Here is a 13,992-nt window from a genome sequence, read left to right on the forward strand (position 1 = left end):
CTCCGAGACTGAAAAGCAAAATGACTGAACCCGTTTTCACCAAGGTCTCTGCGCCCAACGCCGCGGCCGTGTGCCGTGATATCGACCTCGACGAAGCCGCACTCCGATTGCTGAATCCCGAAATGAGCCCGGCTGGCTTTTTACGCCTCCTTATGGAAAACGCCTTGTATCCCGAGGCCGTTAAATTCCTCGCACGGGCGCTTCCGAAACGGGAGTCGACCTGGTGGGCCTGCCTATGCGCCCGCAGCGCTTTAGCCAATGATCCTGCTTCGCCAGCGATAAAACCGCTCGAACTCGCCGAGCGCTGGGTTTACAAACCCAGCGAGGAACATCGGCGTTCGGCTTTTGCTGCGGCGGAGGCGCATCAGTTCCAAGGGGCGGGGAGCTGGGCGGCGGTGGCGGCGTTCTGGAGCGGGGGCAGCATGGCTCCACCGGATGCGCCGGCCGTTCCACCCGCGGACAATCTTACCGGGAAAGCCGTTGCCGGAGCGGTCATGTTGGCTGCGGTTCAGAACGAGCCGGAAAAAGCGCCGGAAAAGTACCAACGCTTCTTGGCGCAGGGCATCGACATTGCCTGCGGCGGCAACGGCCGGTTGGCCTCCAAGCTTGCCGGTGCGAATGCGTAATGGCGCGATCGAATGACTGATACAGTGAGGGCAATATGAGCAAACCCGCGGCCCGCCTCACCGATATGCATACCTGTCCCATGTTCGACGGCCCCAAACCCCATGTGGGAGGGCCGATCACGGCTCCCGGCGCGCCCACGGTGCTGATCGGTTCTTTGCCCGCCGCTCGGGTCGGCGATGTGGTAACCTGTGTCGGACCGCCGGATACCATTGCTCAGGGTTCGGCCACGGTGATGATCGGCGGTCAGCCGGCGGCGCGCATGGGCGACATGACCGCCCACGGCGGTGTGATCGTCGTGGGCCAGCCGACTGTTCTCATCGGCGGATAAACGGATCGACCGTCATTTAAGGAATGCACCGGAAACGCGACGCCTCTCCGGCGGAGCTTAAGGTATTATCCGGTGTGCGTTCGGACCTTTTGCGCCGCTCTCCGGAATCAGGGGGATTTTTAAGTAAGTAAACACATCATTTCAGATTTTTAAAAGCCATTCATTCCACGACTTTTCTCTCGTGTGTTCGTCTGTTGTTCCCGCCGCGCCGGCTGTCCCTGCCTTCGGCGATTTAGAAAACCTCTGCGCTTGCCACGAATGTGATCTTTTGCAACGCAAGGTCCCGCTTGCGCCGGGGCAAAGCGCCCGCTGCTGCCGCTGCGGAGCGCAGCTCTATCATGCGCCGAAAGACACCCTGAACCGGACATTGGCCTTTTCCCTTGCGGCATTCATTCTGTTTTCGGTCGCCAATCTGTTCCCTATTCTGGGGCTGAGCATCCAGGGCAAGCACACGGAGGCGACGCTTCTCGGTGCCGTGCTCGAGTTGCAGAAGCAGGGCATGGGAATGATGGCCGGCCTGGTTCTGTTTACCACCATTGTGGTACCGGCCATGGAGCTTCTGGGACTGTTATATGTGCTGCTGCCGCTGAAGCTGAATAAGAAGCCGCCGGGTCAGGCCGCCGTGTTCAGATTGATTCAGGTGCTGCGGCCATGGGGCATGATCGAAGTCCTGATGCTGGGCATCCTGGTTTCCCTGGTCAAGCTCGCTCACATGGCGACTGTTCAGCCGGGCTGGTCGCTGTGGCTTTTCGGCGGTTTTATTTTCGTGATGGCGGCGACCGCTGCCTCGCTGGATAGCGAAGAGATTTGGGCGCGGTTGGGGCGGCGCTGTCCCGTCGCCACTCAGCAAAACTCAGGGGCCGGCTATTTGACGTGCCATGCCTGCGGAATGCTTTCCTATGCCCCGGCCGGGAAGCACGAGCAGCACTGCCCTCGGTGCGGTAGCGTGCTGCACGTCCGCAAACCGAACAGCGTCGGTCGATGCTGGTCTCTCCTGATCGCCGCCATGATTTTATATGTTCCGGCCAATGTGTTGCCGGTCATGTCCACCTCTTCGATCGTCGGGGCTCAAGTCGACACCATCATGAGCGGGGTGATCTATCTGTGGGTATCGGGATCGTGGCCTTTGGCACTGCTGGTGTTCTTTGCCAGCGTTATGGTGCCGCTGCTGAAACTGATGGCTCTCACTCTACTCTTGGTGACGGTTCAGACCGGATCGCGCTGGCGGCCGCTGGACCGCACCCGGCTATATCGGCTGACCGAAAAGGTCGGCCGTTGGTCGATGGTGGATATTTTTGTCGTTACCATGCTGGTGGCCCTGGTGGATGTGCGCCCTCTGGCGGCGGTCCAAGCCGGGCCCGGAGCCATTGCCTTCGGCGCCGTAGTGGTGCTCACCATGGTTGCCGCCATGAGCTTCGACCCGCGACTGATATGGGATTCCGTACAAGAAAATGTTCATTCGAGATAACGATTCAAATTCCGCTTCGAAGACCGACAAGGGCGATGCGTTGCCGACGGCGGTCGCAGCGCCGCCGAGCCGGTTCGCCTTTTCCGTCGTTTGGGTCATACCGCTGGTTGCGGCGCTGATCGGTGCCTGGCTGGCCTGGAAAGCGATCTCGGAACGAGGCCCTGTGATCACCCTTATTTTCATGAGTGCCGAGGGTTTGGAGCCGGGCAAAACGCCTATCAAGTATCGGGACGTAGAGGTGGGCAAAGTCGCCGATGTCGCCCTGAGCGAAGATCGGACCAGCGTCATCGTCACCGCTCAAATGCGTGACGGAACCGAGGATTGGCTGGTGAAAGACACCCGTTTCTGGATCGTGCGTCCGCGCGTGGTCGCCGGGAACATTTCGGGTTTGAGTACTTTGCTTTCCGGCTCTTATATCGGCTTGGACGTGGGGAGTTCGACGGAGCGGAAATACAAATTCCGCGGTCTGGACGTCCCGCCCATTCTAACATCGGATCTGCAGGGCCGGCGCTTCGCTCTCAAGGGCGAGGATCTGGGCTCTTTGGATGTAGGATCTCCTATCTATTTCCGGCACATTGCGGTTGGCAAGGTGCTGGGCTTCGAAATGGATCCTGCGGGGACCGGTGTAACCATACAAGTTTTCGTGGAAACGCCCTATGACCGGTTCGTGACCGCCGACACCCGTTTTTGGCACGCCAGCGGTCTCGACTTAACACTCGATGCCAATGGCGTCAAGATCGACACGGAGTCGCTGATGAGCATCATGCTCGGCGGAATCGCTTTCGCCATGCCGGCCGGCGACGGAAAAGTCGAGCCTGCGGTGGAAAACACGGCGTTTACCCTTTACGCCAATCGGTCCGCGGCCTTCGCGCCACCCAAAACCGAACGGCGCGCGATGGTTTTGTATTTCGACGAAACGATACGAGGGCTTTCGGTCGGTGCGCCGCTCGATTTTAGAGGCTTGCCTGCCGGAGAGGTCACCGGCATCCGGGGCGAGTGGGATACGCAGAACCACCGTTTCCGTATTGCGGTTGATATCGGCCTGAGTTGGGGTGGGATGATACGCAATCAAAAACGCGAACTTATCACCACGACCCGCGAGGCCGTGGAGAGACAGTTGAGCCGAATGGTGGAGAAAGGGCTTCGTGCGCAATTGCGCACGGGCAACCTAATCTCGGGGCAACTCTATGTCGCTCTCGACTTCTTCCCGTCTGCGCCGTCGGCACATTTGGACTGGACGCGGGACCCGCCTGAGTTTCCGACCATGCCGGGCACTTTGCAATCGCTCTCGGACAGCGCGGAACATATCGTGAAAAAACTGGACAAATTACCGCTCGACGAGATCGCCGCGGACCTGCGGAAAACCATGGCATCGTTGAATCAGACACTTAAGAGCGTGGAGCGGCTGACCTCCAATTTGGATCGCGAGCTGATGCCGGAGATGAAGACCACGATTATCGACGCTAGACGGACCCTGACCGAAGCCCAGAAGACGCTTGCCACCGACGGACCGCTCCAGCACGATGCGCGCGACGCGCTGAACGAGGTTTCCCGGGCAGCTCAATCGTTACGCGTGATGTTGGATTATCTGGAGCGCCATCCGGAATCGCTTCTTATGGGTAAAGAGAAACAGCCATGATCCGTTTTCTGTGGATGACGATATTCGTTAGTCTTTTCGCCGGGTGTGGCGGTTCCGCGCCGGCACGTTTCTATACGCTGATGCCGGCGAACGACCCGGTGGCCGCACGGGGCACTCTGAGCGATAGCGCGAAAATAATCGTGGTGGGGCCGGTGACGATTCCCGCCGCTTTGGATCAGCCCCAGCTAGTCGTTACCAAGGGCGAACATGAAGTCGAGGTTCTGGAGCAGCATCGCTGGGCAGCGCCGTTGAAGGACGAAATCACGAGCGCACTGGCCGCTCGCCTTTCCCGTCTGGTTGGCGATGCGACGGTAACCGCCTACGCCCAATCGACGTCTCTTGATCCGAATGTGCGGATTCTCATAGATATTTCCCGATTTGAACTTCGCCCGAAAGATAGAGCCGTTTTCGAAGCGCTGTGGACGATCAAAATGAATGACGAAACGGCGGTCCGCCGCGGACATACCAACGTGGCCATCCCTGCCGCGAATAGCAGTTACGTAGGGTTGGCAACCGCGCAAAGCCGGGCGCTCGACGCCTTGGCGCAGGACCTCGCCGCCGCGTTGCGAACTCGGTGACTCGATGCCCGATGTTCGTAAGCTGAAGAAATTACCCGAGGGATAGACGGGACCGGTTGGCTGAGGCTGCCGACCGATTCCGTTGAACCGGCCGGCGCTCGAAGTCGATTGTGCTGATTAGCTACGGCGGTCGTTATAACTCCCGTTACGCCTTGCTGCGGTAACGAAAGGGTTGGAGCTGCCGTTGCGCTCACCTCTGTCTTGGGGAGGACGGGCTTCGTTTACCGTTAGGCTGCGGCCGCTTACCTCCTTACCGTTCAAGGCCGCAATCGCGGCCTGAGCTTCCTGAGCGCTGCCCATTTCCACGAATCCGAAACCCTTGGAGCGCCCTGTTTCCCGATCCATAATCACATGGGCCGAGTATACCGTACCATGTGGCGCAAAAAGCTGGTGCAGATCATCGTTTCCAAGGCCGTAATTCAGATTTCCGACATACAATTTCCTGTTCACTAGATAACTCCTCAATACCCACTCAAATAACATGTGCGCCGAAGGTCAAAACATATATCCATCAATAACGGCTTCAGCTCCGCTCCTTGGTACGATAAATAAACTATCTTTCCGCACCTAATTCCATAAGTAATCGCCCGTAGGTAACTATATTCCCGTATAGCATTACGGCAGTCGCACTCTTCGGGGTATATCTGTGTCGCGACATCCGTAACGCTAATTTAACGAAAACGCAATAAATTTGGTTGACTCTCGAATACTTTCGGATCGTTCGTTGTCGTAAATCGACACCGCTTCTCAAGTAATATCGAGCCGGGTTTCTTGTTCAAGATGAGCGCCCTTAACCGCCTGTCCGGACAAGATCACTTGTTTGATTCCGTTTTTGTCAATATGAACCACGCTTTCCTCGCGTTTAAATGTCTCGGGGATAGCCGACTCATCATCGAGAATTACTTTCGGCGGATTTTGTTTGACTTTGATAATGAATTGAGGACTCCTGATTTCGCGTATATTGATACGTTCCATCTGAATCTTGAGATATTGCCTTAAACCGGCCGCACGAGTTTCCAAGGCTCTGCGTCGCCGGTTCATCCGCTCTTCGGCCTGACGAATCAGTTCGGCTTCGCCCTCCATGTGCAGGAGGGCGGCAGCGATGTTCCATGCTTTAAGCGAGATCTCGCCCGTAAGTGCTTCCAATGTGTCGTTGATCACATCCGGAGGCAAATCCAGATCCGTAAGGTTATTCAAGGCTTCCTGGTATTGCTCGGCAATCTCATAAAGCTTTGTTTCCACGCCGCTTACCCCTTCTCAGTCGCGTCCGGTTTAGCCCAGTCTTCCAATTTCTGAACGAGCCTATCGTAGACTTCAGGCGTCAACTCTTCGAACGCGTTCAACTTGTTCTTGCTCGCGGCTTTGACCCAACGCAGCACGCGCTCGCGGTCCAAGCCGAGTTCCTTGATCCGTGTCTCCAATTGCTCGATCTGTGTGAGGGAAAGGCTGCAGAATCTGTAGCCCCGGCCGCCAACTTCCGAAGACGGTGTCGATTCGGCCGGAATCCGATCGTTGGCATCGCCTTCGCCCTCGGTGAATTTGCCGGTAGTAACAGCGGCTTGTGGCTTCGAGGCCGGCCCTAGCTGCATGTCCTCAAGGTCTTGCGTAAACACTTCGCTTAAGCCCGCCATCCGCAGAGTCGCATCGATATGCGCCGACTTTCCCGCCATCTTGAGGGCTTTATTCAGGTCCCCATTGTCCTGCTGCACGCTGCGTGCTCCAATGCCTTCCGCGACCGTCCGTTCCTGACTGTCTCGCAGTTCGCAGCGGAGAATGATCGTACCGAGACGCTGTCCCGACAGGGCGGCCTGCTCATAGGCGGTGAGATTGGGATAATGCACCGTCACTCCGAGCATCCCGCAAATTTTTTCGGCACCCGGCTTGAATAGACTCGGCTTGCTCCAGTGGCTGTTGATCGGGCACGACTCCGCTTCGCCGCGCCTGGCAAAGGCGCATCTTTCCCGATTGAAGAGGTGAATGCGGCCGTAGTCCGTGCCTTCCACCAAGGCTTCCCTTATCCAATTGAGTATCGCCGCACGATTATGCTTGCGCCGCGCCAGTCCCGCTTCGAATACATCATTCGGCAAATCCAGAGGGGAAACGCTCGGTAGTTCGGCCTTTGCCGTTTTCCTCGCGACTTTTCGCGCTGTCGGCTTTTCGGGGCTCGCCACGGGCTGTTCTTCGTGTTCGAGATAGGCCGTGGACGGAATCGAAGCCGCTGGGGCGTCTACGGTGTCTTCGCGTTCTTTTTCGTGATTCATAACTTGGTTACTCCTGCCGTACACATCACCTTTAATGCATTTCCCTGGGGCAAGGCTTGCTTGCGGGGTGCTATGGCGTTGTACCGCTCGTCTGGGAAGTAGAAAAAAGCTGCCGGAATATCCGGATCGAAGAGTGGTTATTTAAGGCGCCTCAGGTTACTGCCGACGCATCACAGCGCTGTCCTATGGTGGGGGTGGAAGATTGGCACTGGGGAATCGCTCCAAAAACACTTACAGTGACAATTTGCGGCCGAGATTTAGCGGGAAGCGACGTTGAGCCTGGCGCAAGACAATAGGTCAGGACCGAAGGCTAAGACTTGATTCCGGCTTGATTTAGGCAAAGTTATGCTCTTTAGATGCTGTGAATAAATAACCGGTTTTCCATGTAACATTAAACAAAATCCGGCGGCGAAAGTTCCCTCAAGAATTAAAGAAAAATGTGATAATACAAAGAGTTGTCTTGGCTATGGCGGGGCAGCCAAGGGCTCGTTCGGATCTAAAGGACGTTGCGTTGGATTGACCTCGGAAAATACTTCGCTTGTCGGTCTATAGGTCGATTGCCTAAACGCATTGTGATCGATCATGAGGTTGAGGAACCTTCGTATCTCGAGTCACCATTTCTTTGGCCGGGGTGGTTTCGTTCTTGGTTTGATGTTGCTAGCGCCTTTGTGGAGTGGAGGAGGAATGGCGGGAGCGCTCGAAGACTATGTTAATGCGCCGGACACCGCGTACCATTGGCGGTATGAGTCGGAAGCCCAAGAACCGTGGGGAACGCTGATCCGTTTGGAGTTGATATCCCAGAAGTGGCGTGGCGAAACGTGGAGCCACGGTCTTGTGATCGTCCGGCCGCTCGAGCTGCGTAATCCCAAGACTGCCTTTCTTCTGATAACCCACGATGGTGCCGCCAGCATCGATCTGTTGAAGACGGTGGCGGAACGAGCCGGAGCCATTGCGGCTGCGATTACCGGCGTTCCCAATCAACCATTGTATGGGCGTAGCGAAGATGCGCTTGTCGCTTATACGTTCGATCGGTATGCGGAAACGAACGACAAGACCTGGCCGTTGCTTTTCCCTATGGTGAAAAGCGCGGTGCGGGGCATGGATGCGGTTCAGGAGTTTGTGGGGCGGACATTGAGTGTCGGCATCGAGAAGTTTCTGGTCGCCGGTGCCTCCAAACGAGGTTGGACGGCCTGGTTGACGGCAGCCGTCGATGGGCGGGTCAAAGCCATCGCGCCCATGGTGTTCGACATGTTGAACATCAAGACGCAACTGCAATGGACCGAGAAAGTCTATGGCCGGCAAAGCGAGTATATCCACGATTACACCGATCTGGGGCTGCATCGGGCCCTGGACGACAGTCCTCTGCAGCGGTTGCGCGTGTGGGTGGACCCCTACGCTTATCGCGAACGTTACAGAATGCCGAAGTTGCTGTTGCTAGGGACTAACGATCCTTATTGGACAGTCGACTCGCTGCGTCATTACTGGCATGACCTGCCCGAGCCCAAACTGCTGTTCCAGGCGCCGAATGCGGGTCACGGTGCGGGTAGTACTCTGGAAGCCAGGCAGACGCTTGCAAGCTTTTTTGAAATGGTCGCCGACAATCATCCGCTGCCCAGGCTGGCATGGACGCATACGCAACGGGGGGATGATACCGAGATGATACAGGTCAAGACCAACGCGAAACCGACCGCGATACGTCTTTGGACCGCCGAGTCCTCGGATCGCGACTTTCGTAACGATGCTTGGTCGAGTCGTAGCCTGGCGCTCAATCCGGAGCGGAATGGCGCCGCCATTCTCGTGCGTGCGCCCTGTGACAAATATCGTGCGTATCTGGTCGAAGTGGAGTTGCGCTCTCCGAGCGGCCACCCTTATCAACTATCGACCGAAGTCCGGGTTCTTCCCGATCTTGCCCGCATCGAATAAAACGGTTTCGGATGGCAGCTCAGCGTATCGGGTGTCATGTCGGAGCGAGAAATTGTCGTCAGATCCCGACGTCCAGGAGCGAGATTGCTCTTTTGGCTCCAATTTATTGATGACTACTGTATTGGAATTGAGCGAGTTGGATCCGCTATCACGATAGGCGGGAATCCTGGCCTTGCCTTTGCATAAAATACGCGGCGTTTTGCAATCAAGGGGGGAGTTCCAATCCATGCGCATTTTGATGTTGAAGCCGATCCTGGCCGTATTGCTTATCGTGTTTAGCGGATCTTCCGTGGCTTCGGGAAAACATGCCCACAAACATAAACATCATAAGCACCGCCACCACAAAACTGTTCATGTCCACGAGCATCACCACCACTATTACGACGACAGGCATCGGTATGTTCCGATAGAGCGACCGGGCTTGCCACGGCTACCGGAGCTGCCTCGCCTTTCTGATTTGCCGGCGCCTCCGCTGCCGAGATTGCCGCCTTTGCCGGGCAGGTAGAATCGCTTGGTGCCTGCCCTCGAGTAATGGTCTGGATCGGCTTGATCGTTATCTCGCGGAGAACGCACTCCGCTCGAATACAGGATCGACCTCGTTCCAAGACATTTGGCTTGTCGCCACTGTAGAGATGTTATAAAGTAACATAAAAACGCAGCGCTTGAGGTCCAAGCAATGAATGTCAGGACTCCGCCTAGTCAAAAAGTGTACACGATGCCCACCCATGATCACCGCGGCTGTGTCGACCGAGCGCTCCGCGTGGCGGAGCAGCTGTGCGCCCAGCGCGAAGTTCGGCTGACGCCGATCCGCCGCAAGGTGCTCGAACTCATCTGGGAAAGTCATCGCGCGGTCAAGGCTTACGACCTGCTCGACAAAATCAAACCGTTCGAGCAAGCCGCAAAGCCGGCGACGGTTTACCGGGCCTTGGAGTTTCTGATGGAGCAGAGCCTGATCCACCGTGTGGAAAGCCTCAATGCGTTTATCGGTTGCAACTGTTCTGAGCGGAGGCACGAGCAGCTGTTGCTGATTTGCGAACATTGCGGGAATGTCGAGGAGCGACCGGGAGCCGAGGTAATGGCAGCGGTCGCGAGTGAAGTGGAGCAGGCGGGATTTATTCTCCACCGGAAAGCTATCGAAATTCACGGCTTGTGCGCCCATTGCGCGCAGGACGCGGCTGACGCCTGAGCCAAAGCGTATCGGGCCGAGAGCTGTCGACTCGCTCGAATTCGTAACGTATATGTAACGCTATAACATTAGCTCGATAGGACCTTATAAGAAACATGAACAAGCGAGTCGTCCTGCTGATGGCTTCAGCCGCATCTTTTGCTTCGTCCGTGGCAGCCGAAGAGGAATCCGTAAAAGAATTGGAGCCCGTATTGATCACCGCGCCGGTGCATAAACTGGCCGAGGAAATGGCACGTCCCTTCAATGCCTTGAAGGGTGATGAGCTGTCTCGGAAAGTTGGCAATACCCTCGGCGAAACCTTGAATCAGGAACTCGGGGTGACCAGCTCGTCTTTCGGCGCCGGCGTCGGCCAACCGGTCATCCGCGGGCAAAGCGGTCCGCGCGTGCGAGTCATGCAAGACAGCCTTGGAATTCAGGACGTGTCTACCCTGAGTCCGGATCATGCCAATGCCGTCGAGCCGATTCTCGCTGAGCGTATCGAGGTGCTGCGGGGGCCTCAAACTCTCTTGTACGGCAGCGGAGCCATCGGTGGTTTGGTCAATGTCATCGACAACCGAATTCCCGATCGGCTGCCGGAGAAGGTCGTTACCGGCGCGGCGGAACAGCGCTACAACACCGTATCCGACGAAACTACGAGTGTTTTGCGCTTGGACGCGGGGCAGGGCATCTTCGCCCTGCACCTGGATGGTTTCTATCGCGATCGGAACAATGTCGAGATTCCGGGGTTCGCCATCGATGAACAGGCGGAAGCGGCCTCGCACGGCGAGGAAGGCCATGAGGAAGCCATCGCCAATACGAAAGGATATATCGCCAACACGGACGCGAGGGCACGGGGCGGCACGGTAGGCTTCTCGTTCATCGGGGACCCGGGCTTTTTCGGATTCTCCGTCAACCGACTGGAAAACGATTACGGCATTCCGCCCGGCGCGCATAACCATGGACATGAGCACGGTGACGAAGAAGCGGAGGGGCAGGATAGAATTCGGGTCGATATGGAGCAGTCCCGCTACGATTTCAAGAGCGAGCTCTACGATCCCGCGCCTTTCGTCGAGACGCTCAAAATGCGCCTCGGTTACACCGATTACCGCCATGTCGAGCGGGAGAACGGCGCCACGGGCACCGTGTTCAGCAACGAGGCGGTGGAAGGGCGGATAGAGCTGGTTCACAAGAACGTCGGTTCCTGGCACGGAGTAGTCGGCGTGCAGGTTCAGGACAGCGAATTCTCCGCCGTTGGCGAAGAGGCGGTAGTGCCGAAATCGGATATTTCCTCCTACGGTTTTTTCGCCGTGGAGGACATGCATTGGCGCAACGTCCTGTTCGAGTTGGGGTTGCGCGTCGAAGATCAGACTATTACCCCCGATAGCTTGAAGAGCGTTTCGCACACGCCGGTCAGCGCCTCGGGCTCGGCCGTGTGGAACGTTCGCGACGATGCGGCTGTGACCTTCGCGGTAACCCGCTCCCAGCGGGCGCCCCAGGTCCAGGAGCTTTTCTCGAACGGTTTCCACGCCGCGACCAGGAGTTTCGAGCTCGGCAATCCGGCGCTTTCGGAAGAGACCTCCTACAATCTCGACCTCGGTTTCCGCTATAACCCCGGTTGGGTCAGCGCCGAAGTCAATTTGTTTCACAATTGGGTCAACGATTACATCTTTCAGCGTAGCCCCGGCACGGTTTTCAACCGGGAAACCGAGGAATTCGAAACCGTGTGCTCCGAGGAAGACGCGTGTATTCCGGTGCTGGAAAGTACGCAGTTGGACGCCACGTTCAAGGGTTTCGAGGCGAGCCTGAAGTTTCCGGTGTTCGACCAAGCGTTCGGGAAGCTGGATCTCACTTTGTTTTCAGACTACGTGCGCGGCCGCTTCGATCATGGCGGCGATGTCCCGCGCATGCCGCCGCTCCGATACGGTTTTCAGCTGGATTACGGCTTCGAAAAACTCACCGCCTTCGCCCGGCTGATGAATGCCGAGGCGCAGAACAATCCGGGTGAGAATGAAACGAAAACGGACGGCTATTTGTTGTTCAATGTCGGCGCCGAGTACCGACTGGCGGTCGCCGACTATGCCGAGCTCATGGTATTCATAAGAGGCAAGAACCTGCTCAATGAAACCATTCGCAACTCCACGTCTTACCTCCGCAATATCGCACCGGAGCCTGGCCGCGCCGGAGAATTCGGGATACGCGTCAATTTCTGATGCTCGGAATCGCCCCGAAATTCACGAAATCGGAATGAATGCCGATCGGCAAACATTTTCAGCGCCCCTCGGCACACTTTAAGCCGACAACTTTCCATCCCGCCAACTCCACGCCGCGGCGAGAGCCTGGAATGCAGAAGCACGTCCCAGAGTGTCGGTTGCCGGCGAACTTACTCAGGATGGTCGCAATCAAATAAGACAAATTTGTACCTGCATCGTGGGCTTTGTCGTTCGTCGTCTGATGCCGGCTTATGAACCGACAAGCGGTCAAAAAACGCATATCGAATAGCCGGTCGACACTCGAACACTAATTATGTTCGTTGAGACTCTCCTTTGGCCGTATGCTGCGCGGGAGTAAACTGGAGTCTAGGTCTATGGAAAGCCGCTATTTCTAGTCAGATCAAATCCAAACGGAAACCACTATGACCAACGAATACATCAATTTGACCGATCCTGAAGGCAGACGTCTTACGTCTTTGCCGGTGATCAGGGGAACGATGGGGCCGTCCGTCCTAGATATTTCCAAGCTCTATTCCGAGGTCGGTTGTTTTACCGTAGATCCCGGTTTTGCGATGACGGCGAGCTGTGCGAGTGGAATAACCTTTATCGACGGCGAACAAGGAATTCTGCTGTATCGCGGATACCCCATCGAACAGTTGGCGGCCCGCAGCAACTTTCTGGAGGTCACTTATCTGTTGTGGTATGGCGAGTTGCCGAATGAAAGCCAATTAAGGCAGTTTACCCATGAGGTCGTGCACCACACCATGATCAACGAATCCCTGAGGCTCTTTTACCAGGGGTTTCATCATGACGCCCATCCGATGGCGGTTTTAGTGGGGGTAGTGGGATCGCTTTCGGCGTTCTACCACGATTACTTGGATATCCACGATCCGAGATCGCGGGAACTGGCGGCGCTCCGCCTGGTTGCCAAGATGCCGACCATAGCCGCGGCGGCATACAAATACACCATGGGACAGCCGCAAATCTATCCCGATAATTCCCTGAGCTATACGGGCAATCTTCTGCATATGATGTTTGCCATGCCGACTCAGGTCTATGAGGTCGATCCGGTCGCCGAGCGGGCTTTGGACTTGCTGCTGGTGTTGCATGCCGACCATGAACAGAACGCGAGCACCTCGACGGTGCGCTTGGCCGGGAGTTCGGGGGCCAATCCTTTCGCCTGTATCGCCGCGGGAATTGCGGCACTGTGGGGTCCGGCACACGGCGGCGCAAACGAGGCGGTCATCAAGATGCTTCAGGAAATCGGGGATGCGAAGCACATACCCCAATACATCGCCCGCGCCAAGGATAAGAACGATCCGTTCCGCCTCATGGGATTTGGTCACCGCGTGTACAAGAACTTCGACCCGCGCGCGACGATTATCCGCGAGACCTGTTACGAAGTACTGGAAAAGCTGGCCGATACCAAAGATCCGCTGTTCGATCTTGCCCTTCGATTGGAAGAGATCGCGTTGAAGGATGACTATTTCATCGAACGCAAGCTATATCCCAACGTCGATTTTTATTCCGGCATCATTTACCGCGCTTTGAAGATTCCGATGAGCATGTTTACCGCAATGTTTGCGGTAGCGCGTACCGCCGGTTGGATGGCCCACTGGATGGAGATGATGGCCGACCCCGAACAGCGTATCGGCCGTCCGAGACAGCTTTATACCGGCCCGGTCACGCGCGATTATGTGGCGTTGAAAGAACGGGGCTAGCCTGTTTCGCATCGAATAGATCCGTATTCAGAGCTTCGCCAACGAAAAGCCGGAGCCGCATGGCTCCGGCTT

General features: G+C 56.6%; 12 protein-coding genes. 9 read left to right on the forward strand and 3 right to left on the reverse strand.

Annotated features, from left to right (window positions below; all coding sequences use genetic code 11):
- The first annotated feature begins 20 nt into the window (after window positions 1–20).
- The 5 genes from B2A78_RS16055 to B2A78_RS16075 all read left to right on the forward strand — a co-directional run bounded on the left by B2A78_RS16055 (window position 21) and on the right by B2A78_RS16075 (window position 4,640).
- Window positions 21–626 (forward strand): hypothetical protein, encoded by a 606-nt coding sequence (locus tag B2A78_RS16055; RefSeq protein ID WP_077731023.1) that lies wholly within the window; start codon window positions 21–23, stop codon window positions 624–626.
- Between the two features lie 35 nt (window positions 627–661).
- Window positions 662–955, forward strand: coding sequence for a PAAR domain-containing protein (locus tag B2A78_RS16060; protein WP_077731024.1), 294 nt, complete (start codon window positions 662–664; stop codon window positions 953–955).
- 181 nt (window positions 956–1,136) lie between these two features.
- The gene (locus tag B2A78_RS16065) at window positions 1,137–2,423 is read left to right on the forward strand and encodes a paraquat-inducible protein A (RefSeq protein WP_077731025.1); all 1,287 of its coding nucleotides are present in this window, start codon (window positions 1,137–1,139) and stop codon (window positions 2,421–2,423) included.
- Window positions 2,407–4,062, forward strand: coding sequence for an MlaD family protein (locus B2A78_RS16070; protein ID WP_077731026.1), 1,656 nt, complete (start codon window positions 2,407–2,409; stop codon window positions 4,060–4,062). Before B2A78_RS16065 ends, B2A78_RS16070 begins: the two co-directional genes overlap by 17 nt.
- Window positions 4,059–4,640, forward strand: a complete 582-nt coding sequence (locus B2A78_RS16075) for a PqiC family protein (protein WP_077731027.1) — start codon at window positions 4,059–4,061, stop codon at window positions 4,638–4,640. Before B2A78_RS16070 ends, B2A78_RS16075 begins: the two co-directional genes overlap by 4 nt.
- Before the next feature lie 117 nt (window positions 4,641–4,757).
- Here the strand turns inward: B2A78_RS16075 and B2A78_RS16080 are convergent, their stop codons facing one another.
- The 3 genes from B2A78_RS16080 to B2A78_RS16090 form a co-directional block, all read right to left on the reverse strand.
- A complete protein-coding gene (locus B2A78_RS16080; protein WP_086133961.1) occupies window positions 4,758–5,090 on the reverse strand; it encodes an RNA-binding protein in 333 nt (110 codons plus the stop codon).
- A 297-nt stretch (window positions 5,091–5,387) separates the two neighbouring features.
- Entirely contained in the window at window positions 5,388–5,882 is a 495-nt protein-coding gene (locus tag B2A78_RS16085; RefSeq protein ID WP_077731029.1) for a siphovirus Gp157 family protein, read from the reverse strand.
- A 5-nt stretch (window positions 5,883–5,887) separates the two neighbouring features.
- Entirely contained in the window at window positions 5,888–6,901 is a 1,014-nt protein-coding gene (locus B2A78_RS16090; RefSeq protein WP_240502562.1) for a hypothetical protein, read from the reverse strand.
- A gap of 684 nt (window positions 6,902–7,585) precedes the next feature.
- Between B2A78_RS16090 and B2A78_RS16095 the strand changes: the two genes are divergently transcribed.
- From B2A78_RS16095 to B2A78_RS16115, 4 genes are all read left to right on the forward strand, one after another.
- Window positions 7,586–8,824 (forward strand): PhoPQ-activated protein PqaA family protein, encoded by a 1,239-nt coding sequence (locus B2A78_RS16095; protein ID WP_166642424.1) that lies wholly within the window; start codon window positions 7,586–7,588, stop codon window positions 8,822–8,824.
- Between the two features lie 715 nt (window positions 8,825–9,539).
- The gene (locus B2A78_RS16105) at window positions 9,540–10,010 is read left to right on the forward strand and encodes a transcriptional repressor (protein ID WP_240502563.1); all 471 of its coding nucleotides are present in this window, start codon (window positions 9,540–9,542) and stop codon (window positions 10,008–10,010) included.
- A 95-nt stretch (window positions 10,011–10,105) separates the two neighbouring features.
- Window positions 10,106–12,199, forward strand: coding sequence for a TonB-dependent receptor (locus B2A78_RS16110; RefSeq protein ID WP_077731033.1), 2,094 nt, complete (start codon window positions 10,106–10,108; stop codon window positions 12,197–12,199).
- Between the two features lie 422 nt (window positions 12,200–12,621).
- Complete coding sequence (locus B2A78_RS16115; protein ID WP_077731034.1) at window positions 12,622–13,920, forward strand: citrate synthase; 1,299 nt, start codon at window positions 12,622–12,624, stop codon at window positions 13,918–13,920.
- Window positions 13,921–13,992 lie beyond the last annotated feature (72 nt).

It is taken from the genome of Methylocaldum sp. 14B (assembly GCF_002005105.1).
Lineage (GTDB): Bacteria > Pseudomonadota > Gammaproteobacteria > Methylococcales > Methylococcaceae > Methylocaldum.

Coding starts and splice junctions, on each gene's coding strand:
- B2A78_RS16055 (WP_077731023.1), top strand. CDS start 21: ATGACTGAACCCGTTTTCACCAAGGTCTCTGCGCCCAACGCCGCGGCC.
- B2A78_RS16095 (WP_166642424.1), top strand. CDS start 7,586: ATGGCGGGAGCGCTCGAAGACTATGTTAATGCGCCGGACACCGCGTAC.
- B2A78_RS16110 (WP_077731033.1), top strand. CDS start 10,106: ATGAACAAGCGAGTCGTCCTGCTGATGGCTTCAGCCGCATCTTTTGCT.
- B2A78_RS16075 (WP_077731027.1), top strand. CDS start 4,059: ATGATCCGTTTTCTGTGGATGACGATATTCGTTAGTCTTTTCGCCGGG.
- B2A78_RS16115 (WP_077731034.1), top strand. CDS start 12,622: ATGACCAACGAATACATCAATTTGACCGATCCTGAAGGCAGACGTCTT.
- B2A78_RS16070 (WP_077731026.1), top strand. CDS start 2,407: ATGTTCATTCGAGATAACGATTCAAATTCCGCTTCGAAGACCGACAAG.
- B2A78_RS16060 (WP_077731024.1), top strand. CDS start 662: ATGAGCAAACCCGCGGCCCGCCTCACCGATATGCATACCTGTCCCATG.
- B2A78_RS16105 (WP_240502563.1), top strand. CDS start 9,540: ATGCCCACCCATGATCACCGCGGCTGTGTCGACCGAGCGCTCCGCGTG.
- B2A78_RS16090 (WP_240502562.1), bottom strand. CDS start 6,901: ATGAATCACGAAAAAGAACGCGAAGACACCGTAGACGCCCCAGCGGCT.